General features: G+C 66.3%; 20 protein-coding genes. 13 read left to right on the top strand and 7 right to left on the bottom strand.

Going from position 1 to position 22355, the window contains the following annotated elements; translation table 11 throughout:
- Positions 1-166: 166 nt before the first annotated feature.
- From FN829_RS05685 to FN829_RS05665, 5 genes are all read right to left on the bottom strand, one after another.
- Positions 167-1975 (bottom strand): right-handed parallel beta-helix repeat-containing protein, encoded by a 1809-nt coding sequence (locus FN829_RS05685; protein WP_142986028.1) that lies wholly within the window; start codon positions 1973-1975, stop codon positions 167-169.
- Positions 1972-3561, bottom strand: a complete 1590-nt coding sequence (locus tag FN829_RS05680; protein ID WP_142986027.1) for an alkaline phosphatase family protein — start codon at positions 3559-3561, stop codon at positions 1972-1974. Before FN829_RS05680 ends, FN829_RS05685 begins: the two co-directional genes overlap by 4 nt.
- 100 nt (positions 3562-3661) lie before the next feature.
- On the bottom strand, positions 3662-4930 hold the full coding sequence (locus FN829_RS05675) for an alginate lyase family protein (protein ID WP_142986026.1): 1269 nt from the start codon (positions 4928-4930) through the stop codon (positions 3662-3664).
- 92 nt (positions 4931-5022) lie between these two features.
- A complete protein-coding gene (locus tag FN829_RS05670) occupies positions 5023-6210 on the bottom strand; it encodes an FG-GAP repeat domain-containing protein (protein ID WP_142986025.1) in 1188 nt (395 codons plus the stop codon).
- 58 nt (positions 6211-6268) lie between these two features.
- Entirely contained in the window at positions 6269-7774 is a 1506-nt protein-coding gene (locus FN829_RS05665) for a lipopolysaccharide biosynthesis protein (RefSeq protein ID WP_142986024.1), read from the bottom strand.
- A 191-nt stretch (positions 7775-7965) separates the two neighbouring features.
- Here FN829_RS05665 and FN829_RS05660 point away from each other — a divergent pair, with 191 nt between their 5' ends.
- From FN829_RS05660 to FN829_RS05640, 5 genes are all read left to right on the top strand, one after another.
- Positions 7966-8898, top strand: coding sequence for a glycosyltransferase family 2 protein (locus FN829_RS05660; protein ID WP_142986023.1), 933 nt, complete (start codon positions 7966-7968; stop codon positions 8896-8898).
- Positions 8899-9208: 310 nt separating this feature from the next.
- A complete protein-coding gene (locus tag FN829_RS05655; RefSeq protein ID WP_246066448.1) occupies positions 9209-9817 on the top strand; it encodes a DUF7344 domain-containing protein in 609 nt (202 codons plus the stop codon).
- A gap of 177 nt (positions 9818-9994) precedes the next feature.
- Entirely contained in the window at positions 9995-10546 is a 552-nt protein-coding gene (locus FN829_RS05650) for a DUF7344 domain-containing protein (protein WP_142986022.1), read from the top strand.
- Between the two features lie 112 nt (positions 10547-10658).
- The gene (locus FN829_RS05645) at positions 10659-10922 is read left to right on the top strand and encodes a HalOD1 output domain-containing protein (protein ID WP_142986021.1); all 264 of its coding nucleotides are present in this window, start codon (positions 10659-10661) and stop codon (positions 10920-10922) included.
- A 209-nt stretch (positions 10923-11131) separates the two neighbouring features.
- Entirely contained in the window at positions 11132-11446 is a 315-nt protein-coding gene (locus tag FN829_RS05640) for a HalOD1 output domain-containing protein (RefSeq protein ID WP_142986020.1), read from the top strand.
- Between the two features lie 467 nt (positions 11447-11913).
- On the opposite strand, the gene FN829_RS05635 is transcribed toward FN829_RS05640, so the two are convergent.
- Positions 11914-12150 (bottom strand): HalOD1 output domain-containing protein, encoded by a 237-nt coding sequence (locus FN829_RS05635; RefSeq protein WP_142986019.1) that lies wholly within the window; start codon positions 12148-12150, stop codon positions 11914-11916.
- A 169-nt stretch (positions 12151-12319) separates the two neighbouring features.
- On the opposite strand from FN829_RS05635, the gene FN829_RS05630 reads away from it, so the two are divergent.
- The 8 genes from FN829_RS05630 to FN829_RS05595 all read left to right on the top strand — a co-directional run bounded on the left by FN829_RS05630 (position 12320) and on the right by FN829_RS05595 (position 21375).
- The gene (locus tag FN829_RS05630) at positions 12320-13153 is read left to right on the top strand and encodes an MBL fold metallo-hydrolase (protein ID WP_142986018.1); all 834 of its coding nucleotides are present in this window, start codon (positions 12320-12322) and stop codon (positions 13151-13153) included.
- Positions 13154-13237: 84 nt separating this feature from the next.
- Complete coding sequence (locus FN829_RS05625; protein ID WP_142986017.1) at positions 13238-14929, top strand: hypothetical protein; 1692 nt, start codon at positions 13238-13240, stop codon at positions 14927-14929.
- A gap of 48 nt (positions 14930-14977) precedes the next feature.
- Positions 14978-15883 (top strand): hypothetical protein, encoded by a 906-nt coding sequence (locus FN829_RS05620; RefSeq protein WP_142986016.1) that lies wholly within the window; start codon positions 14978-14980, stop codon positions 15881-15883.
- A gap of 618 nt (positions 15884-16501) precedes the next feature.
- Positions 16502-16882, top strand: a complete 381-nt coding sequence (locus FN829_RS05615; protein ID WP_142986015.1) for a DUF5805 domain-containing protein — start codon at positions 16502-16504, stop codon at positions 16880-16882.
- Positions 16875-17909 (top strand): tyrosine-type recombinase/integrase, encoded by a 1035-nt coding sequence (locus FN829_RS05610; protein ID WP_142986014.1) that lies wholly within the window; start codon positions 16875-16877, stop codon positions 17907-17909. The genes FN829_RS05615 and FN829_RS05610 overlap by 8 nt, the downstream gene beginning before the upstream one ends.
- Positions 17910-18132: 223 nt before the next feature.
- Entirely contained in the window at positions 18133-19497 is a 1365-nt protein-coding gene (locus tag FN829_RS05605; protein WP_142986013.1) for an MFS transporter, read from the top strand.
- Positions 19498-19550: 53 nt separating this feature from the next.
- Entirely contained in the window at positions 19551-20303 is a 753-nt protein-coding gene (locus FN829_RS05600; RefSeq protein ID WP_142986012.1) for an SOS response-associated peptidase, read from the top strand.
- 136 nt (positions 20304-20439) lie between these two features.
- Complete coding sequence (locus FN829_RS05595; protein ID WP_142986011.1) at positions 20440-21375, top strand: DUF4349 domain-containing protein; 936 nt, start codon at positions 20440-20442, stop codon at positions 21373-21375.
- Between the two features lie 54 nt (positions 21376-21429).
- On the opposite strand, the gene FN829_RS05590 is transcribed toward FN829_RS05595, so the two are convergent.
- Entirely contained in the window at positions 21430-22284 is an 855-nt protein-coding gene (locus FN829_RS05590) for a VOC family protein (RefSeq protein ID WP_142986010.1), read from the bottom strand.
- Positions 22285-22355 lie beyond the last annotated feature (71 nt).

The following is a 22355-nucleotide window of genomic DNA, read 5'->3' as shown; positions in this document are numbered from 1 at the left end:
ATCGGGTGGGACGGAAGTCGGCCGCCGAGCGATCGCGAATCACCGGCCGCGCGGGAAGGGCGTCGCGCGCGGAGACGTCCACCACGCTCACCGCTCCACCGCGCTCACCGCTCGCCGTCCGGTTCCTCCACCGCGCTCCGCCGACTCGACTGCGCCGGGAGGAGAGTCACCGATCGTCCACGAGCCGCCCGAGAGGAACGCCGGCCTCCAGCGAGTCGATACCGATCCGGATCGGCTCCGATCCGGACCCGACGAACGGAAGCGCCGACACGGAGGGACCGAGTCCGAGACAGACGCTATCGGTTCCGGAGTTTCGATCGAGGGCCTGGAACAACGGTGGGTCCGAAGTGAGTTCGACCGCCGTGTTGCCGTCGCCGAACCGTTCCAAGGCCGTTTCGACGTCGAGACACAGGAGGTGACGGTCGGGCGGGGTCGTCGAGTCGACGGCGACGACGATCGGGTGTCCGTCCGTCCTGATCGAGCTCCCTTTCACCTCGCTCCGCGGCGAGTCGTCCAGCAGAACCCCGCCCCGATCCGACCCTCGACAGACGATCTCGCAGTTCGCCACCGTCGAGCCGGGTGCCGACCGGAGATCGACCGCGACGCCCCCGGTCGCGCTTCCGTCGATGGTGACGTTCCGCAGGTGCGTCCAGTGCGGGATCGGCGGGATCCGCCGGTCCGGTCGGTAGGGAATCGAACCCACCGCGCCGCGACGAACCGCCGGCGTCCCGTCGATGTCACACCGGATCTCCGTGTCGCGGACGACGAGGCTCCGCGCCTGCGGCGACTGTTCGATGACCGACTGCGACAGCGGCGAGTGGCGGGCGTGGAGCGTACAGCCGCGTATCTCCGCACCCGCCGGGAGCACCTCCGCGCCCTCGCGCTGGACGCCCTGCTCGACGATGATCGCCCGTGTGTTGAACTCCGTCGACACGTCGACTGCCCCCCCGGTGTACTCCCTGAGGTCGATCTCGACCGTACAGTTCTCGACGTAGCTCCCCGCCCCGCCGATGCGCGGCCCCGCCACGTTGTTGTTGAGGAAGTAACAGTCGACGATCTCGACGTTTCCGGGGGTTCGGGACCCGTATATGCCGTTGTTTCCGAACTCGCGGAAATCGCACCCCTCGATGCGGACGGTTCCCTTGTTCGACCACCCGACCCACACCCCGATCCGGCCGTTGCCGCCCTCGTAGCCGTCGATGCGGGAACCCTTCTTCGCAACCGCGTTCCGCAGGACACCCCGCCCGTCTTCGTTTCGGATCGCGAGGAGGAACGCGCTCGTCGTCCCGCCCGGCGAGTCCTTTCTCCCGCGACCGAGGAACTCGACGTCCTCGACGTGAAACCGGTTCCGACAGTTGATCCGGAGCCCGGCGGTCGTGTCCGGCTCGCGGATGTCGAGGTCGATACCCTCGAAGAGCAGGTCGTCGAGGTCCTCTCCCTGCCCGTCGAACAGCAGGCTGCCGAACCCGGGGTCGGGGACGAACTCGACCGAGCCCCGGCCGAGAAGCCCGATCCGCTCGGCGTCGAGGGACACGGACGCGTCGAAGCGGTACCGTCCCTCCGGGAACAGCACCAGCGTCCCGGCGCTCGACAGCGCCGATTCGAGTACCTCGCCGGCGAGGACTTCTCCCGACGGGTCCAATCCGAGGTCGTCGACCGCGTCCAGCACCCGGTCAAACTGGATCCCGCGGTAGGCGTCCAACCGTTCCTCGTCGGGTTCCGCGGGGTCGGTCGATTCGGCGGGTGGCTCGTCGTCCTCTACGCTTCCCTCGGACGTGTCGGTCCGGAGATCGGTCGGTTCGTCGGACTCCCTGCCCGTACAGCCGGCGACGGACGCCATAGCGGCACCGACGAACCCGAGATACGGGCGTCGCCCGTAGGAGCCCATCGAGTCCTCTCGGTCGGTCCTGTCCTCTCCATCGCTCCCCGGCCTGCTTCCGTCGGTGACCGGTCGATCTCCCGATCCGCGGTTCATAGGTAGCCGAGCCCGCGGAGACGCTCTTCGACCGCTTCGTCGCTCTCGAGTCCACGGGTCGCCTCGGTCGACGAACCGTGGTCCTGACGGGATACGTCCCGCGTCGCGGGCGACGATCCAGACTCGAACACCTCCGTCAGAACCTGCCCCTGAGCGGCCGCCGGAACCGGCTCGCCCAGCCCATGGAGGAGCGTGGGCGCCACGTCGACGACCGTGGCGCCCTCGATGGCGGTCCCGGCCGCGATCGAGGGACCGCGGGCGAAGAACACGCCCTCCGGTCGGTGGTAGGCGGCGATGCCCTCGGCGTCGACGACCGCGTCGTCCCCGAGACCGGGTTTGACGTGGTACCCCTCGACGCCCTCGACGACCACGTCCGGAGCGAACTCGTCCTCCGGGTTGAGGTCGTCGCCATCGTGAACCGAGAGGACCGCGTCGCCGGTGGCGGGGTCCGTGAGCGTCGAGAGCGCCTCCATCACCTCGGCTTTGATCCGGTCGCGATCGGCCGGGTCGACGGCTCCGTCGTCGAAGCGAGCGGTGTCGTTGACGTAGACGCTCCCCAGCCCGTGGAGGAACGCCTTGGTTCGCGCGAAGTCGACATCGTAGAGTGCGTGGTCGCCGGGCACCGTTCGGGCGACGCCGTCGACGACCGACGCCGGGAGGCGCTCGACGAGCGTCTCGTCGTCGATGCCGACCCGCTCTAGGGCACCCAACACGCGCGCCTTCGTCACCCCGGTCCGCGAGAGCGCGGCCCGGACCCCGCTCGACTCCTTCGGCGTCAACAGCCCCGCGTCCGCCAGCGCCCGGTTGACGTTGACGATCCGCGAGATAGGGCCGAACCCGTGATCGGAGACGACGTAGAGGGTCGCGCCCAGCCGGTCGCAGTACGCCATCACCTCCGAGAGGACCGCGTCGAGGTCGCGGTAGTGGTCCGAGATCACGTCCTCGTCCCAGATCAGGTGCTGGAGCCTGTCGGGCGCCGTGAACGTGAAGAAGAACAGCCGCCAGTCCTCCCGTTCCATGAGCGACCGCAACAGCTCGCGGCGCCCCTCGAACAGCGCCGCGAAGTCCTCGAGGAACTCGTCGCGTCGGTCGTCGCCGTATCGGTGCCACTTGAGGCCGACCCGATACCCCGGGATCCGGTCGACGATCTCGTCGCCGAGCTCGGGCGGCTGGGTGAACCCGTCCGCGTCGGGAGCGGGAGTCATCATCCCGGCGACCATCGTTCCGTCCTCGCCGACTCCGCCGGCCGGATACGTCATCGGAACGTTCGCGACGACGGCGGGCGAAAGCAGGTCCCAGAGCGGCGGCTGTCGGAGGTCCTCCCGGTTGTACGGTCGCTGGCTGTAGTCGGCGTCCAGCTTCATGAACTCGTACAGTCCGTGCCGGTCGGGCCACGTTCCGGTCGCGATGGAGGGCCACGCGACCGGCGTGTTCGCGGGCGTCGTGCTCCGGAGCGGTCCGGAGGCTCCCTTCTCGACCAACTCGGCGAAGGCCGGGAGGTCTCCTCCCTCGATCCAGGGTTCGATGAGCGGCCACGGGACGCCGTCGAGACCCAGGACGAACGCGCGGTCGCCGCCCTCGCTCATCGGGATCTCCCCCGTCGACGTGACTCGATCCGGACCATTGCCTCCGGTTGGAGGAGGATCCGGTTTGTTATGCTCGCCGTAACGGGGTAAGCCGTCGATATCAGTCGATATCGAGCTCGAAGCGGTTGGCGTGGGTCAGCGTCGTCCATCCGAGGATCCGACGGTCGTACAGCGGCCGACCGATCGACTCGACGACGGCGCGAAACTCGGGGCGGTTCCACTGCGAGTACGCGAGCTCGTACACCGAGCCGATGGCCTGTTCGTCCTCGTCGGTGTAGCCGTCCTCGCCGGTTCCCCACTCCCAGGTTTCCGGATCGAGGATGTAGGGACGGAGGCCTTCGAAGGCCCGCAGGAGCGCGCTGGTGTCGTCGCCGGGAAGGCGGTAGCCGTAGAGGTCGACCCCGTAGTGCCGGGCGATCTCCGCAGTGAGTGCCAGCGACTTCAGCCCGTACACGGAGTAATGTAACCCGTCAACTCGCTGCCGTTCGTGTTTCAACAGCCCGTTCGACTCGAGCTGATCGAAGGCGTTCTCGCGCCAGTCGTCGAACGCCCGCGCCAACGCGTCGCGGTCGCCGAGGTACGCCGCGGCGGCCGCCCGGGCGAGGATCCACCAGGCGTAGATGTTGTTCCGAACGACCCCGACGTACTGCTGTCGTCCCCGGCCGTCCTCGAGGTCGGCCAGGTACGCCCGGACCCACGCGCGGAGCTCTCCCCGGTCCGCCCCGACGGTCGACCAGTGATAGGAGCGCCGGACGAGCGCCGCCCCGTACAGGAGCGTCGGGACGGTGATGTGAAGCTCGATCGAGAAGTAGGTCTCGCCGAAGTTCCGACCGGAGGGGTACATCCGCGTCTCGGGGTCGAGAAACCAGTGATCGAGCAGCTCGATCGCCCGTCTGGCGTACCGCTCGCGACCGGTGAAGACGTACCCGATCCCGAGGTCGCGAACCCAGGTGCCCATGTCGATAGCGGCGTGGTAATCGGGGCGGTCCTCGCCGGTGGCGAACCGGTGCTCGTCGACGCCGTCTGGCGATCCGTCGTCGACGACGCTCACCGGCGTCGTCCGCATCGCCCGCTCCGCGTCCCGTAGCTGGACCGAGTACCCCGTCGACCAGGGGTCGTTCTCGGCCGCCACCTGCCGGCGGATCGCCGCGACCTCCTCGCCGTCGAGAAAGCCCGCGTACACCCTCGGCATCGAGACCGTCAGGTCCCGCGGCGGAGCCGCGGCTCCGTCCGCGGTCGGCGGCGATTCGGCCGCTCCGCTCGCGTCCGATCCGCAGCCGGCGACGCCCGCGGCGGTCCCCAGCGCCGCGACGCCGCGGAGGACGTCCCGGCGACGTATCGGGTCATCATCGGGGCCTCGCCGGGTCATCCGTTACCCTCCGACCGTTTCGCCCTCCTGTTCATCGTTTCTCCGTCCCGCTCATGGTTTCCCGCACCTCGTTCGTCGTTTCTCCGTCCCGCTCATCGTTCCGCGTCGCGTCCTCCGGCCTCGGACTCGTTGTACCAGACGTCGACGTGGTGATCTGGGGTGTAGGACTTGCCGACGACGTCGAGGGTTCCCGTCCCTGTGACGTCCACCGCCTTCGCCTCGTGGGTCTCGATCCCCTCCGCGACGACGACCTCCTCGAACCGACCCCCGCCCCCGTTTCTGAACAGGTAGTGCCGTGGGAGGTCGTTCTCGCCGAGACCCATCTCCGCCACGTAGACGTCGAGTCGTCCATTCCCGTCGAAATCGGCTACCTGGAGGCTGTGCGGACAGAACAGGTCGTCCGCGAGAATCGTCCCCTCCCAGCCGTCGTCCCTTCGATCGAACCACGCGACGCGTCCGGGATGGGTGCCGTAGGTGGGCGAGTCCCCTTCCGCCAACACGATCTCGTACTCTCCGTCGTCGTCGAGGTCGCCGACCGCGACGCGGACGTCGTCCCAACCGGTGACTACCGGCTCGGCCTCCCACTCGTGAGTGCCCTCGGTCCGACTGTACACGTCCGTTCCGACGACGAGTTCCGTCCGTCCGTCCCCGTCGACGTCGCCGATCCACACGCCCTCGGCGTCGCTATCTCCGTCCACGACGTGACAGTTCTCTTCGGGCCACGGTTCGACGGTCGGGTCCGCCGGGACGTCGTAGTAGAACACCACACCGGAGCGTTGAGAGAGTCCGACCACCTCGGGGTCGCCGTCGTCGTCGACGTCCCCGAAGGCGAGGTCGTGGTACTTCTCGAAGCGGTCCGTGACCAGGCGGCGCGTCCAACTCGAGCGGGGGTCTGGCGGCTGTTCGAACCAGTAGACCGCGTTGTAGTGGATCCCCTGTCCGGCGAGGACGTCGACGCGGCCGTCGCCGTCGACGTCGCCGAGCGCGCACCCGACGCCGAGTTGGGGGACGTCGGAGATGGCGTGTCGCTCCCAGCCGGGGTTCTCATACCAGAACAGCGTCGGGCCGGCGAGTCCGGTCGCCTGCTTGATCCCTTCCACGCTCGGGAGCCGCGTCCGACCCCCGCCCACGAACAGTTTCGTCTCCGGGCCGGTCCCTCCGACGACGACGTCAGGGAGGCCGTTTCCGGTGAGATCGGTCGTCAGACAGATGCCCAGTTTGGTCGTCGGTGGTGCCGAGTCGATCACGTCGTGGCGGAATCGAGAGCGCTGCGTCTGCATGGATCCTCCCTGGAGATCGGTGGATATTGTTATCGATCGCCTACGCACCCGCCGTCTGTCAGATCGCCCCGGCGAAGTTCCGGAACGTCTTCCGCAGTCCCCAGCGGAGTTGCGTCTCGAGCACCGCGACCGCGACCGCGTACACCGCGGCGCCGGCCGTGACGAGGACGATCAGTTCGAGGATCGCCCACTCCAGTGTCAGCGTCGCCTGGAGCCACAGAACGACGCCGCCCATGAGGAGGCTCGCGGCGGCCGGATAGGACATCTCCCGGAGCAGGCGCCCGAGGCTCGTCTCGACCGACTCGATCACGAGGTACACGTCGATCGGCATCACCGGGAAGATGTAGACGCCGAGGACCGCCGCCGCCGTGCCCGCGATCCCGAACTCCCGGGTGACGGGTATGACGATGATCGCCGTCAACACGAGTCTGAGCGCCCCCAACTTCACCATGTAGTCGGGGCGGTCGAGGGCCTTCCACACCGGGGAGTACGCCGACCCCAGCGCGATGAGGAGGCCGTACACCGCGACCAGTTGCATCACCGGCACCATCGGCGTCCACTCGGTCCCGAGGACGGCCTCCACGAAGGTCGGGGCGACGGTCGCGATGCCGACCGCGGCGGGAAAGGCGATCACCATCGTCACCTGAAGCGTCCGGTAGAACGCCGACCGGAGGGCGGGGATGTCGTCCTGAAGCTGGGAGTACGCCGGGAAGGCGACGCTCGAGATGATCTGGGAGATCTCCGTGGCCGGGGCCTTGGCGAACTGGTACGCGACCTGATACAGTCCGAGCGACGTGGCCGACAACACCCACCCGATGACCGCGTCGTCACCCTGATTGATGAGGAAGTAGACGATCTCCGAACCGGTGATCCACTTGCCGAACCCGAAGAGATCACGGACGACCTCGAGATCGAGTTCCGGCCACGGGCGGTAGCCGTGGATGGCGTAGGAAGCCAGCAGACGGGCGGCATCGGAGGCGACGTATCCGAACACGAGCGCCCAGACGCTCCCGGTCGTGAGCGCGAACGCGAGCGCGACGACGAAGTTCGTCACCGACCCGCTCATCGTGTAGACGAACTGCTTGTGGAACTCGAGGTTCTTCCTGAAGTACACGATACCGGGGTTGCGTAGCCCGAGGAGCAACGGCGTGAGCGCGATGACACGGAGGATCGGGGTGGCCCGCGGTTCGCTGAAGAAAGCCGCGACGAGGGGCGCGATGAACAGGAGGATCCCGGCGAGTACGATCCCGCGAAGGATCTCGATGCTCCAGTAGGTGTTGAGGTAGCTGTCGACGTTCCCCGACGCCTTCTGGATGAGCGCCTGATCGAACCCGACGTTCGAGAACCGCTTGAACGCCGTCAGCGTCAGCAGCGCGATACCGAGGAGCCCGAAGTCGGCCGGGGAGAGCATTCGAGCGAGGATCGCGACCATCAGCAGCTGTAGGGCCCGATCGAGGACGTTCGTGATCGTGGCCCAGATACCGCTTTTCACCGTCTGCTCGGTGAGGTCACCGCCCGGAGTGAGGCGGGTCAACACGCGTCTGAGTGCGGAGAGAGGTGACATGATACGGTGAGTCGGGTATGTCGCCGGAAACCCGCGTCGCGGGCATTGTTATGAACGCGTTACCGACCCAGCGCGGCGGTGCCGCCCCTTATGGCGTCGCGGTCGCGTGCGCAGCCACGGCCCGAGTCGGAGGGCGTGAGCCGACGTAACGAACGTCCTAACAATACGCCTCCCGGGGGCACGTCCGAGCCATGGGGACGCCAGACCGACCGTTGGTCAGTGCGGTGCTGATAACCCGCGACCGGCCGACGAAGCTCGCGGGTGCGCTCGTCAGCCTCCGCGAACAGACGTACCCGAACCTCGAACTCGTCGTCGTCGACGGGTCCGAGGAACCCGTCGAGCCGCTAGTGTCCCGCCGTTCCGGCGACTTGCCGGTCACCTACCGCCGCGACGACGGCGAGGGACCGGGCGCCGCCCGGAACCTCGGGATCCGCGCGGCCACCGGGGAGTACGTGGCGTTCCTCGACGACGACGACAGGTGGCTTCCCGAGAAGGTCGAGCGACAGATCGAGACGTTCACGCCCGAGGTCGGAACCGTGTACACCGGTCAGTTCGCCGTGCGTGACGGCGAGCGGGTCGGCGGGCGGACTCCGTCGCTATCCGGGTGGATCACGGAGGACCTCCTCCGGGGGGCCGCGTGTGCCCCGACGTCGACCGTCATGGTCAGACGAGCGGTGATCGACGAGGCGGGGGAATTCGACGAGGGCCTCCCACTCTGGGAGGACCGCGAGTGGTACGTTCGCCTCTCTCGTCACGGGACGTTCAGACCGGTTCCCGAGGCGCTGGTCCGGCGCGGGTTCGGGGAGTACGACCAGCTCACCGACGACTACGAGGCGGCACGCGACGTCGCGTATCCTCGGTTTCTCGAGACGCACCGGGAGCTGGCCGCGGAGTACGGGCCGTCCTGCGAGCGGGCGCTCGTCGCGTCGCTGTCGCTGAAGCTGGGCGCGGTCGGTCTCGAGACCGATCGATACGCCGAGGCACGCCGGCACCTGCTTCGTTCGCTCCGGTACGACCCCCGCCGACGACGGACGTGGCTCTACCTCGCGCTCTCGTTCGGCGGACGGCCCGCTCGAGACGGCGTCCGTCGGATCCGGAGGACGTACGGCTCGGTGACGGACTGAGTCGTCGTCCGTCGCGACGACTCGGCTCCCCGCGCCGCATCTCCTTGACGGTACGGACAGGCTTTGAGGCCCGACCGAGGGTACGTGTCCGTTGACGTGACGGCGGACAGTGTGTCTTTTCACTCGATTATTCAAAACAAACCAACCGGATGAAGATATCACCTATTCATATAATCCGGGTGATGTTAATTGGTATCGAAGCATCTCGCGGGCAAGAACGTGAAATCCGAAAAGCGAGGCGTACATAGCATATGAGTGAAAAAACGAACGGGAGAGACGGTTCGATGGCCGTTCGGAAGGGTGATGGACCGTGATCGCCAAACCGGACGGCGACGCCCACGACCCGAACGAGATTCGTCCGGAGACGACCCGGACGGGGCTCGTCGACGCGGACACCGCCGCGGGTGCCGACCGGACGGATATCGAGGAGGCGTCGATCGGGTTCGACCAGTTGTTCGAGATACTGAAAAACGAGCGGCGGCGGCGCGTGTTACGGTACCTGATCGAGGTCGACGGCGAGGTGACGTTGTCCGAGATCGCCGAGGAGATCGCCGCGCGTGAGACGGAAAAGGACGTCAAACAGATCACCTCACAGGAACGCAAACGCGTGTACGTCGGGTTGTACCAGTGTCACCTGCCGAAGATGGACGACTACGGTGCGATCTCGTACAACAAACCGCGCGGACGGATCGAGACCGGGGAGCACACGTCACTCTTCCAGCGATACGTGTGCGAGGATCGCGACTCCGACGAATCCGAATGGACGCGGTATCACTCGATGCTGTCGCTCGGCATCGTCCTCCTACTCGCCGTGCCCGTTCTCATCGGAGTGGTAGTATCGAGCGCGACGGTACAGGTGGGTGTCGCCCTTCTGGTCGGAACGCTCGTTGGCGTCTCGGCGATTCGATTTGTGAAATAACGGTCGATTCGATACTCGGAAACGGGATCCCGCCGAAACACGTCCGAGAGACGTCTGAGAGACGTCCGGTAGGTCCGTCCTACGCCCGGATAATCCGGTTCATAACTATCCTCCGCTTACGGAATGACGGTGTATGCAAGTAGATGGAACCGACACGCGGGACTGGTCCTCTTAACGATGCGTTCCGAGACCGGATCGCTGACGCCCGACAGCGTCTTCGAACTCCTGAGCAACCACCGACGTCGAATGGTGTTGTATTACCTCCGGAGGAGCGGCGAGTCGATCGGGATACAGCAGCTCGCCGCACGGATCGCGTCGGTGGAAAACGACGTTCCGGTCGACGAGTTGACCAGCCAACAGCGAAAGCGCGTCTACGTCTCCCTGTATCAAACCCACCTCCCGAAGATGGCGGAGATGGATACCATCGAGTACGACAAGGAAAGCGGGACCGTCCGACTCACCGAACGAGCCGACGACATCGACGCGTATCTCACGACGAGCGATCGGCAGACGTACCCCTGGAGGTTCCACTACCTCCTCCTCGCGATCGCGGCAACGACCGTCCTGATCTCGTCGGCACTGAACGTTCCCGTCTTCGACGTCGTCCCGACCTCGGTACTGGTCGCTTGCGTCCTCGTCGCGGTCGCGGGCTCGGTCGTCGGTCAGTACTGGCAGATCCAAAACCGCGAAGAGGAGATCCCGATCGAGCTGACCCAGTACGAGCGTTAAGGGCAGTATTCGGCCGTAAGGGGCGACATACGGCCGACGCGGAGCGAGTAAGCTCGGCTGAGGTTCGGATATGGACTTTATTATTAACTGGTTCGGCCCACATTCGACGTGTATGGGGAGAGTTGACAAGGACATCTGCGTAACCGTGAGTGAAACCGTCTCGGACGCGTTAGACGAGCCGGTGGACGCGTTACCACCGCTTTTCGACGCGATCGATACCGACGGATTGGCTTCGATGGTGACGAACGACCGATCGCACGACGTGACGGTGACGTTCTCGTACGCCGGCATGCGCGTCCTCGTCCGCTCCGATTCCACCGTCTACGTCGATCCGCTGCGCACGGCGAGGTCGGATTCGCTCGATAACTGCGTGTGATCCGCGTTGACGTCGCCGACGTCGTTCGAACCGGCCGCGAACACGTGATACCGTGACAACTATTCGGAGAGTTAAGTAGATCCGAAAAGCCCGATATTGAGGTCTTCTACCGGTTTTACGGCCTTTTCAGTAATATTCGCCGTACCGACATTGAGTCCGAGCGAATTCACAAAGGTTACTACGGTGATTCCCTGACGGGAAGTAACGACATGACCGACTCAGATCGAGTTGCTTACGAGCCCGGTGCCGAGATCGTCGGCCAGTACCGGGCCACCTACAACTGGACTTCGATGGAACCGAGCACCGGTATCATCGAGACCGTGGCGGACGCGGCGAACCGCGAATCGCTCGGGCTCTCGCCGCTGTACGACTCCATCGATCCCGACGCGCTGGACTCGCTGTTTCGTCTGAGCGACGAGGCGGTGTCGGTCTCGTTCACGTACGAGGGGTTCGAGATAACCGCGGACAGCGACGGTGAAGTCGTCCTTCGACCGAGCTCCGCGGATCGAGGCCCGGGACTGTAGTCGGCGTCACCCGGATACCTCCCGTCGTCTCGCGTCACCGCCCGGCACGAGACACGTCTCGCTCTCCCGACTCGTGCCCTCGATCTCGATCACCCGCCCGCGCGTTATGCTCCGACCGTCGCGGTATCGGTCGCATCCGACGCCGTTCGTCCGACGTACGCCCCGCGAACGCCCTCCCCCGGATCCTTCGAACGAGTAGGGATCGATTATCGATCGTCCCCACCGAGAACGGTCTAATTACTCAAGTCCCCCCGAGTTAACGGGGGTGTATGGAGAGTTTCATCACGGAGGGAGATAAGCGGCGAATCGCGGCGTTCGTGTCGACACCGAAGTACGAACGCGATCCGGAAATGCTCGTACCAAGCGGCGAGTAACGCTGTCGTACCCGGTACCTCTGAGGGTCCGTCCACGAGATGCTCTGGGGGCCTCGGTTTCTCCGACTCCGATCGAGAGGAACGGAGCGGCGCTCACGAGAACGGCCGAATTCGTTCGCCGTCGACGAGGATCACGTCACTTCCCGTGACTTCTACGAGGTGATTCGGCGTCTCGAACTGGAGCCGCCACGAGTCGCTATCGTGATCTTTCAGATCCCGTATCGCGTCGGTGGACACGTGGTCCTGAATGGAGACCCCAAGTGCGTCCGGCTCCACACCCTCGACCTCCGCGATACTCGCGGCGATCCGTTCCGGAAGGGTTCGATCCACTCATGGACCTCCGTGCTTGTCGATAATAATCCGTGTGATCCGTGAGAGTATGATCGACATTTGGTATAGCAATATGTGATTTATTTGATCGGGTTCGAACGTGGATCGCGTTCCGGACGTTCCCCGTCGACTCCGGAACGATTAGGGGGGTGCCGAAACAGGCACACACATGACGAGTTCCGACTGGGGCGACTGGCTGCCGCGAGCGGTCGCGGAGGCCGACCCCGAGACGGTGTCGCTGTGGTACCTCGGCTGTAACGGCTTCGCGATCAAGGGCCGCGACGGGACGGTCCTCTGGATCGACCCGTACGTGGGCACGGGCGACCCGCCCCGAACGGTCCGGATGATCCCGGTCCCGTTCGATCCGGTCGACGTCGACGCGGCGGACGCGGTGTTCGCGACCCACGAACACACCGACCACGTTCACGGTCCCTCACAGGCCCCGATCCTCGCGAACACCGACGCGGAGTTCCTCGCGCCGGACGACTCGCTGTCGGTCGCCCGCGACGAGGAGTCCTGGACCGACGAGTGGGACGTCGACGACGAGCAGTTCAGCGAGGTACGCGAAGGCGACGAGCTTCGCGTCGGCGAGTTCACCGTTCACGTCGTCGAGACGCACGACGCGGACGCGACCCACCCGGTCGGCTACGTGATCGATCACCCGACCGGGACGATCTTCCACGCCGGCGACAGCAAACCCTCGCCGACCTTCCCGGCGCTCGCCGACGAGTACGACATCGATCTGGGCATCCTCGCGTTCGGATCGATCGGCACCGTCCCCGACAAGGAGACGGGCGAACCGGTCCGAACCAAGTGGTACAGCGACGAGAACGAGATCGTCGAGGCCGCGAGCGCGCTGGATCTCGACCGCCTCGTTCCCACCCACTGGGACATGTGGAAGGGGCTCACCGCGGACCCGACGGCGCTACACGAGCACGCGCGGAGCTTCGAGTACCCGGAGCGGCTGGAGGTCGTCGAGATCGGCGACCGGATCGAGCTGTAGGTGGGACGCCGCCGCGTCGCGATCAGTTATCACGCCTGAGAGGTCGCCCGTGGAATTTAAGCCCTGGCTTGCGGAGGGTAGCGTATGAACGAACGGACGGCCGAAGCGACGACGACCGTCGAGGAGGACGGCGTTCGCGTCGAGAAGTCCTTCACCGACGACGCGTTTCCGGTACCCGCGGTAACCTTCGATCTCTCCTCCCGCCGCGAGGACGCGGTCCGGGTGCGGATCGTCGACCGAATCCCCGAGGAGTTCCCGATGGACCGGGTGGGATTTCACCCCGACTACGAGAGCGAGAACTGGACGGCCTACAAGGACCACCGCGTGGAGTTCGAACGGGTCCTCGAGCCCGGAGAATCCGTCGAGACGGTCTTCGGGATCCGCGACGACGACCCCGATCTGGACGGGTTCCTCGGAACTCCCGTCATCGAACACGTCCCGGTCGGCGAGGAGATCGGCGACGTCCTCGGAAGCGGTGAGACCGATGCGGTTCGGGAGGTGCTCTCCGGGGATCGCGCGACGCTGCCGGGAATGGAGGACGCACCCGCCGAGGACGCGCCCGCTGAGGACACCGCGACGAGCGCCGACGAGGACGCCGAACCGGAGGACCCGCTTCTCGACGATCCCGCGGTCGACGCGGACGCGACCGGGAACGAGGAGACAACAGAGAGCGAGGAGACGACCGACGACGACGTGGAAGCCCCCGACGAAGACGCCGCGGAGGACGGCGAGACGGGTCCGGAGCCGCGGACGGTCGACGCCGAGACCACGGCCGCGGTCACCCGGCGGGAGGACGCGCCGGCGATCGAGACGACATCCGACGACTCGGATGTGGATCCCGACGATTCGGAGGCGGAGCCGGACGTCGACGGGTCTCCGGTGCCTCTCGAAGGCGGCGTCGCGGCCGCGCTCGCCGAGGAGATCCGATCGGGGAGCGTCGACGAGGAGGACATGGACGCTCTGCGGTCGGAACTCGACATGGGGGTCCCCAAGAGCGTCGACGTTCGGATCAGCAGGCTCCAATCGAGCGTCGCCGACATCGAGGCGTACGCCGACGCTCTCGCCGAGTTCATCGACGAGGAGGGAACCGCGAGGGAGATCCTCGACGGCCTCGACGCACGCGTGGAGAACCTCGAGTCCGCGGTCGACGACGTCGACACCCGGCTCGCAGCCGGGGAACGGGCACACGGCGAACTCGCCGACGACGTCGATGCAGTCGAGACGACGGTCGACGAGGTGGAAACGTCCGTCGAGACCGTCGAATCGACGACCGGCGATCTCTCCGATACCGTCGAGGGCGTCGAAACCGACGTGGCGGCCGTCCGCGAGGACGTCGACGAGGTCGAGACGACCGTCGAGGATCTCGACGACGCCGTTTCGGCCGTCCAGGCGACGACGCACGGGCTCGAGGAGACCGTCGAGGGCGTCGCCGGGGACGTGACCGCGCTCGAGGCCGATCTCGCGGGGCTCGATGACGCGCTCGACGACGTCAATGACGACGTCGAGACGCTCTACGAGGAGGTCGACGACGCCGCGGCCGGGATCGAGCGGACGGACGGACGGGTCGACGACGTTGAAGAGCGGATCGGCCGCTTCGACGAGGAGTTCGACGACCTTTGGGACGATCTCGCGGAGGTCGATTCGCGGCTGACGGAGATCGAGGGACGGCTCGGAGACGACTTCGAGGACGTCGAGGCCGAGTTGGAGGCGATACAGGACCACCTCGAGGAGCTCGAGGCCTTCCGGAAGCGGCTCAACGAGGCGTTCGGACCGTAGTCGATCGAAAGCGCAACCCGTTTTAGCCGCGACACCCCATCACGGACAATGACGCACCCGCTCCCGGTGGCCGTTCCCAGGAAGGGTCGGCCACTGGAAGCCGTCCTCGAGCGGATCGCCGACGCCGGCCGTACCGACGAACTCGACGCGCTCGCCGACCGAGTGAGTAACACGCTCCGTTACGAGAAGGCGGTGACGAAGGGATCGGTCGAGGCCGACGACGGCCCGTACCACCGGCTCGCGGAGTACTCCGACCCCGAGGAACCGAGCAACCCGGAGTTCACGCTGCTCCGTGACGACCGCGAGGGGAAGCCCCGTCGGATCGTCTTCGACGCGGCTACCGTCACGGTCGACGGCGTCGATCTCAGACTCGTCGGTCGCGAGGAGCCCTTTCGAGCGCTTCGCACCCACGAGTTCGCGCTCGGATTCGACTCGGCGGATCTCGTGTTGGAGGAGGTTGTCGGGATCCGACCGACCGGGCTCACCGGGCTTCAGGACGTCAACGACCGGATCGACCCCGTCGATACGGACGTCCGCGTGGTGAGCGGGCTCGGAGACACGGTGTACCACACGCTGATGGGCCGTCCCGAGGCGCTCGCGTCCGGCGAGGAGTTGGATCGGGAATTCCTCGTGAGCTACGAGGGGCCGCTCTGTATCTCGCCACGGTACGAACGGCTCGTCACCGCCGTGCTGGGAACTGATACGCTCGAAGACGTCGAGTTCGTCTATCCGGGTGCGGAGCGATCGGAGGAGGCGGCCATCGCCGATGCGGGGATGGGAGTGTACCTCACCGTCACCGGGTCGACGGCGCGTGACCACGGCCTCGTGCTCGGTGAACACCTCTTCCCGAGCGAGACCGTCGTGATGCGTAACACCGCGGAGGACCATCCCGACTTGAAGCGCGCGCTCGCGCTGTTCGACGGATTGGACGCCGAATCGGAACTCACGGTCTGATCCCAGGTCGATATCTGCCTCTGTATCGCGACATACGATATATTCGTCCGGGATCGGACGCCGAATCGAAGTGATCTCGCGTCGCGTGGTCGGACGAGATGCGCTATCGTGTTGGGGAGGACTGCTGTTCATCACCACGGCTTCATCCGCTCCGAAACGTAGATCGCGGACGGAAGCGTCTCGAGACGATCATCGAAGTGGGTTCACGGCTACGAACGCGCGCGCGGTCGAAAGACGAGAGTCGATCTCTGTACTCGTGACGTGAGGAGATACCACGAACGACGCGCCGGTTGTCTTCGGTCTCCGAGAGACGAACGTACACCCGGTCGAGAGCCTTCCCGATTCGAACCGATTCGAGATGCCGGCCACGATCATCGTCTCAACGGCCGACCGATCTCTTGGCACGGGTTTCGATCGGAGCGTCGTGGATGAGAGTTATCCAGGAGTATGTACCCATAGATTCAGGGAGTATTATCTTGATTTGTGGGATTGTCTGTTGAGTATCTTTGAATATAGTACCGTATTTGTGTCCACTAACAGTCCTACACTCCTGTATAAGGTCACTTATCCGTAACTCTGGGATAGATTCAAGGAAGTGCGGTGAGAGGGACGACACGAATGAACGACGACCGTCGATCGGTGAAGACGTACGTGCCGGCCGACCAGAAGACGCGCTGGCGACGACACGCCGACGAGCTCGGGATGTCACAGAGCGAGTTCGTCAGAACGATGGTACAGGCCGGCAGGCGGGGATTCACGCTCCCGGAGGAGAGTAACCCCGAGGAGAGTCGATCTGGAGGGTCAGACCCTGGGGGTCACGACCTCGAAACGCGGATCGAATCGGCGATCGCCGACGGCCACTCGTCGTGGGACGATCTCGTCGACGCGGTCTTCGACGATTTCGAGGATCGGCTGGAGAAGACATTGGATTCATTACAGGAACGCGACCGCGTCCGGTACAGCGGACGCGAGGGAGGGTACATCCTCGTCGATGAGTAGCACGGAGACGACGCAGGACGTCGAGGATCCAGTAGGCTACTTCATCGAGGATCTCATGTATCACGGAAAGACCGACCGAACGAGAGAGTCCTACGAGCGCGTTCTCAGGCGTTTCGAGGCGTTTCTCGACGACGGAACGTCTACGTCGACGGCGACACATCGAGACTGTATGGCGTTCGTCCACTCGCTACGCGGCGACCTCACGGAGAGCACGGTCGCGACGTACGCGGCGTACCTCCACCGATTTTACGGGTACATGACCGAAGTCGGCGTCTTCGAGGAAAATCCGATGACGCTCGTGATGGAGGAGATGGACGAGACGATAGACAAGGACCCCGCCCGTCGGGACATCCCGATCCCACGGATGCGCTCGTTCGTGGTCGGGATCACGCATCCGCTTCACCGCGCGCTCGTCTGTACGCTGTTGAAAACGGGCATGCGGGTCGGAGAGCTGTGTAACCTCGATCTCCGCGATCTGACCGTCTCGGATCCGGAACTCGAAGCGGCGTACCCGCTGGGCACGCGCCCGGCGCTCACGGATCGGCCGAACTCGCTGTACGTGACCCCCGACGCGGCGGTGGGCGAGGAGCTGAACGGGGAGGTTCGGACCGCCTCGAACAAGCGCAAACGCGAGACGGTGATACCCGTCGACGACGAGCTCCGAGCGGTTCTGAAACGCTGGCTCGCGATACGGCCCGACGCACCCTCCCCGGCCGAGCCGCTCTTCGTCGGTACGTCGGAGCGGTGGGGCGAGCGGCTCGACCCGCAGGCGGTTCGACACGTCGTCGAGCGCTACGCGCGCGAGGAGGGGTGGTATCGGACCGGCGGCGGAGCCGGCGAGAACGTCACGCCGCACTACTTCAGACACTTCTTCACGACGCATCTTCGGGACAGAACCGGCGATCGGGGCGTCGTGAAGTACCTCCGCGGCGACGTCGCCGACGACGTGATCGACACTTACACCCACAACTGGGGCGATCGGGTCCGAGAGACCTACGAGACGAACGTGTACCGATTGTTCGGGTGAGCGAGACCGATCTCGTGCGGTGATCCAGATTTAGTCGTGTTCGAAACGACGGAATTCTGTCTCACTGCGATCGCATAAACTGTATATCGCAATACAAATTGTTATCCCTGAGCGACCGGCGGTCGGCACGGCTCGAGGCGACCCCACCAACGCCGTTTCGGCGGTCTCCGCGGCCGTCCCAGCGGAACGGATAACACCCCATGCGCTCGATACGAGGACGATAATGAGCCGGGGACGAGCCGCGACCGATACGGACGACTCGGGGCCATTGGACGCGTTTCGGCAGTTCTTCGCGCTCGAGCGGGACGTGTTGGTGTTGTCGCTCGCGATGTTCGCGTTCAGCCTCGCCTTTCAAATGACCAACCGATATCTCCCGGAGTACATGGTCGCGTTGGGGGCGTCCGGGTTCGTCGTCGGTCTCTTCGGGACCGTCGGAAACGTCGTCTCGGCGGTGTTCCCGTACCCCGGCGGCGCGATCTCGGACCGGATCGGGTCGCGGTACGCGCTCACGGTGTTCGGCCTGATATCGACGCTCGGATTCGTCGTATGGTTGGTCGCGCCGTCTCTGGGTACGGTCACCGTCGGCGGCGTCGCGATCCAGCCGTGGATCTGGATCTTCGTCGGCCTGCTGTTCGCGCAGGGATGGAAGTCGTTCGGGCTCGGTGCCACGTTCGCGGTCGTGAAACAGGCGACCGACCCGTCGCGGCTCGCGGCCGGATTCGCCAGCACGGAGACGTTCCGGCGGACCGCGTTCCTCGTCGGGCCGGTACTCGCGGCCGTGCTGATAGGCTTTCACCCCACGTTCACGGTGAGTTTCCGGTACGTCCTCGCGGTGGCAGTCGTCTTCGGCGTGGTCGGGACGGTCGCCCAACACGTCCTCTACGACGCCAGCGGAGACTCCGTCGGCGGCTCCTTCGAGGGCGTCGAACGGATCAGACGCGACCTTCGCGAGATGCCCGAGCCGCTCCGGCCGCTACTGATCGGCGACACGCTCGTGCGATTCGCGAACGGCATGGTGTACGTCTTCTTCGTGTTGGTGATCACGCAGTTCTACGAGGTCGGCCTCGAGACCACCGTCTCCTTGGCCGGGACCTCCTACGGCGTCGACCTCTCGCCGGCGGCCTTCTTCGGCTACCTGCTCGGCGTCGAGATGCTGGTCGCGCTGGTCTCGATGGCACCCGCCGCCAAGGCCGCCGAACGAGTCGGGCTCAAACCGGTCGTCGGGCTGGGGTTCGCGGTGTACGCCCTCTTCCCCGTCGTGCTCATCGCCGTCCCGGAGGCGCTCACGTCGGTGATGCCGCTCTCCTGGGCGATGGTCCTCGTCTTCGCGTTCTCCGGGCTCCGCTTCGCGGGCCTCCCCTCCCACAAGGCGTTGATCGTCGGCCCCGCCGAACGGGGAGCGGGCGGGCGCGTCACCGGGACGTACTACCTGTTGCGGAACACGGTCGTGATCCCGAGCGCCGCGCTCGGCGGCTATCTCTGGCAGTTCGCCAGCCCCGAGGTCGCGTTCACGATCGCGGCCGCGATCGGTGTCGTCGGCACCGGTTACTTCCTGGTATTCGGCGAGGAGTTCGAGGCGTACCGATGACCGACCGCGCCGCACGCCGACCGTTTAAGTCCGCGCGAACCGAACGGGAACCGATGTGTGGCCGCTACACCCTGTTCACGCCAGCGGAGACGCTCGGATCCCGCTTCGGCGTGACGTTCGGGGACGGCTTCGAGCCCAGCTACAACTGCGCGCCCGGCGAGGACCTCCCGGTCGTGACGGCCGAGGACCCGGATAGGGCCACCCGGATGAGGTGGGGGCTGACGCCGTCGTGGGCGGAGGAATCGTTCGATCTGATCAACGCTCGATCGGAAACGATCAGAGAGAAACGGAGCTTCGCGGACGCCTACGAGTCCCGTCGGTGTCTCGTCCTCGCGGACGGGTTCTACGAGTGGGTCGACGAGGGGGACGGAGCCGGAACGCGGCCGTACCGCGTCGCCCTCGAGGACGACCGGCCGTTCGCGATGGCCGGGATCTACGAGCGGTGGACGCCGCCGGAGCCGGAGACGACGCAGACCGGGCTCGGCGCGTTCGGCGGCGGGACGGACGCGGGTGCGGGTGGAGCGGTCGCCGGCGACGGGCGAAGTGATGGCGGCGACCGAGTCCGAGAGACGTTCGCAATCGTGACGACCGAGCCGAACGACGCGGTAGCCGACCTTCACCACCGGATGGCGGTGATCCTCGCGCCCGACGAGGAGGAGCGGTGGCTCCGCGGCGACCCGGAGGAGGCGGCCGCGCTCATGGGCCCGTACCCGGCGGCGGAGATGGAGACGCACCCGGTCTCGACGCGGGTGAACGCCGCCGGAACCGACGGTCCGGAGCTGATCGAGCCGGTCGGCGTCGAATGAGGGTGAGGGCGGGATCGTCGGCGGGAGGGGCGACAGTCGGCTGAATTCCCTCGAGATCGGATGCGTCGGAGCCGAAGGACAAACGACGGTTTGTGCCTTGCGAGCCTTTACCGCGGGCGCGACGTATCACCCGAACATGGACACGAGACGACTGCTTCTCGTCGTGACGGTCGCGGTGCTCGTGGCGCTCGCCGGCTGTTCAGGTGCCGGCGGCGGAGCCGGAGGGGGCGCGGACGCCGGCGGCGACGTCCCCGAATCGCGTTCGCTCGAGGGGGACGGAGGCGGTGCGTCGAACGGAGCCGAGGACGGCGGAGGCGGTACGGCCGAAGCCACGTACACCGTGAGCGAGGACGGCGAGACGGTCGCCGCGGTGGCTGAACGGCGGCTGATCCGGACCGGAGACCTCCGGGTGACCGTCGACTCCTTCGAGGAGGCGGACGCCGAGGCCCGCTCGATAGCCGAGGAGTACGGCGGGTTCGTGAGCGACTCGACGCGCGAGATCCGCGAACGGGGCGACGAGAACTACACCGTCGGCTCGCTCACGATCCGGGTCCCGAGCGAGGACTTCGACGCCGCCGTGGCCGACCTCGAGGCGCTCGGGACGGTCGATCGGTCGACGACGGAGAGTCGGGACGTCACGGACCGGATCGCGGACCTCGAGGCGCGCTTAGAGAACCGACGGGCCGAGCGCGACCGCCTCAGGGAACTCTACGAGGAGGCGAACACGACCGAGGACGTGCTGGCGGTCCAGTCGGAGCTTTCCGACGTTCAAGCGGAGATCGAGCGGATGGAGACGCAGTTGGCCTCCCTCGAGGAGCGTGTCGCGCTATCGACGATCCGGGTCGAACTCCGCGAGGAGCCGCCCGATCCCTCCACCGTCTCGACGGCGTGGTACGACACCGGCGTGGTGACGGCGTTCCTCGAGTCGGTCCGCGGCCTCGGAACGGTCCTCCGGGCCGCGGTCGTCGGTGCGGCCTACGCCGCGCCGTACCTCCTCGCGGCCGGTCTACCGCTTTTGGGCGTCGGGTTCGCGATCCGTCGCCGACTGTCGCGATCGAACGCCGAGGAGTGAGGTTCGTGATTCCGACGGCCGCCTCGCCGCCGGCGACGGTCGACTGCGACCCGGCTACCGCCCGTCGACCACCCGAATCTCCATCCCGTCCGGGTCGGTGACCGCGAACCCGTCTCCGGGCGTCGGCTCCGTGACGTCCTCCTCCAGCCGCTCCCGGAGTTCACGGCGAGCCTCGTCGCCGGGGACGACGACCTCGAACCGGTCGAGTCCGCGGGCGGCGGCCGGGTCCGTACGCCCGTTCCACGTGTTCGCGCCGACGTGGTGGTGGTAGCCGCCGGCGGCGACGAAGCGGGCGTCCGGGTAGGTGGCTCGGAGGTCGAAACCGAATTCCGCTATATAGAACCGCTCGAACGCCTCGAGCGAAGTGACTTCGAGGTGAACGTGCCCGACGTGGGTATCGGCCGGTACCCGGTCCTCGCCGGCCGCGGCCGCGGCGACGCTCTCGACGTCGAGCGGTTCGGTGGTCATGTGAACTCGGTCCTCGCCGACCGCCGACCACGACTCGCGGGGGCGGTCGCGGTACACCTCCACGCCGTTGCCCTCCGGATCGGCGAGGTACAGCGCCTCGCTCACGTCGTGATCGGACGCGCCGTCGAGCTCCCACCGCTCCCGGATCCGCGTCAGGACGTCGCCGAGCGCGGCGCGGGAGGGGACCCGGAATGCGGTGTGGAACAGCCCGGCGTTCGCTCGGCCGCGGTCGGGCGCGTCGGGATCGGCGATCAGTTCGAGGAGGGGCGTCCCGCCGGCCCCGAGCGTCGCGGTCGTCCCGTTCCGGTCGAGCACGGCGAGTTCGATCACGTCCTGGTAGAAAGCGGTCGTCGCATCGAGGTCGCCGACGCGGAGCGCGACCCGGCCGATCCGCGTGTCCGCGGGAAGCGTCCGGTCGTCGCCGCCCGGAGATGTGTCCATGCGGGTGGAACGGGCGGCACGCGAATCAGAATGTCGATGGGTCGGGATTCGACCGATTTCGGTTACGGGTT

This window comes from Halorubrum cibi (assembly GCF_900182635.1).
Lineage (GTDB): Archaea > Halobacteriota > Halobacteria > Halobacteriales > Haloferacaceae > Halorubrum > Halorubrum cibi.
The sequence above is the reverse complement of the archived record's forward strand: the minus strand, read 5'-3'. Positions and strand labels throughout refer to the sequence as shown.

Bases quoted from the DNA above. Each gene is read 5' to 3' on its own strand.
- FN829_RS05590 (WP_142986010.1), bottom strand. From the start codon at position 22,284: ATGGACACATCTCCGGGCGGCGACGACCGGACGCTTCCCGCGGACACG.
- FN829_RS05595 (WP_142986011.1), top strand. From the start codon at position 20,440: ATGGACACGAGACGACTGCTTCTCGTCGTGACGGTCGCGGTGCTCGTG.
- FN829_RS05670 (WP_142986025.1), bottom strand. From the start codon at position 6,210: ATGCAGACGCAGCGCTCTCGATTCCGCCACGACGTGATCGACTCGGCA.
- FN829_RS05640 (WP_142986020.1), top strand. From the start codon at position 11,132: ATGACCGACTCAGATCGAGTTGCTTACGAGCCCGGTGCCGAGATCGTC.
- FN829_RS05610 (WP_142986014.1), top strand. From the start codon at position 16,875: ATGAGTAGCACGGAGACGACGCAGGACGTCGAGGATCCAGTAGGCTAC.
- FN829_RS05605 (WP_142986013.1), top strand. From the start codon at position 18,133: ATGAGCCGGGGACGAGCCGCGACCGATACGGACGACTCGGGGCCATTG.
- FN829_RS05630 (WP_142986018.1), top strand. From the start codon at position 12,320: ATGACGAGTTCCGACTGGGGCGACTGGCTGCCGCGAGCGGTCGCGGAG.
- FN829_RS05645 (WP_142986021.1), top strand. From the start codon at position 10,659: ATGGGGAGAGTTGACAAGGACATCTGCGTAACCGTGAGTGAAACCGTC.
- FN829_RS05680 (WP_142986027.1), bottom strand. From the start codon at position 3,561: ATGAGCGAGGGCGGCGACCGCGCGTTCGTCCTGGGTCTCGACGGCGTC.
- FN829_RS05685 (WP_142986028.1), bottom strand. From the start codon at position 1,975: ATGAACCGCGGATCGGGAGATCGACCGGTCACCGACGGAAGCAGGCCG.
- FN829_RS05615 (WP_142986015.1), top strand. From the start codon at position 16,502: ATGAACGACGACCGTCGATCGGTGAAGACGTACGTGCCGGCCGACCAG.
- FN829_RS05600 (WP_142986012.1), top strand. From the start codon at position 19,551: ATGTGTGGCCGCTACACCCTGTTCACGCCAGCGGAGACGCTCGGATCC.
- FN829_RS05665 (WP_142986024.1), bottom strand. From the start codon at position 7,774: ATGTCACCTCTCTCCGCACTCAGACGCGTGTTGACCCGCCTCACTCCG.
- FN829_RS05675 (WP_142986026.1), bottom strand. From the start codon at position 4,930: ATGACCCGGCGAGGCCCCGATGATGACCCGATACGTCGCCGGGACGTC.
- FN829_RS05660 (WP_142986023.1), top strand. From the start codon at position 7,966: ATGGGGACGCCAGACCGACCGTTGGTCAGTGCGGTGCTGATAACCCGC.
- FN829_RS05650 (WP_142986022.1), top strand. From the start codon at position 9,995: ATGCGTTCCGAGACCGGATCGCTGACGCCCGACAGCGTCTTCGAACTC.
- FN829_RS05620 (WP_142986016.1), top strand. From the start codon at position 14,978: ATGACGCACCCGCTCCCGGTGGCCGTTCCCAGGAAGGGTCGGCCACTG.
- FN829_RS05625 (WP_142986017.1), top strand. From the start codon at position 13,238: ATGAACGAACGGACGGCCGAAGCGACGACGACCGTCGAGGAGGACGGC.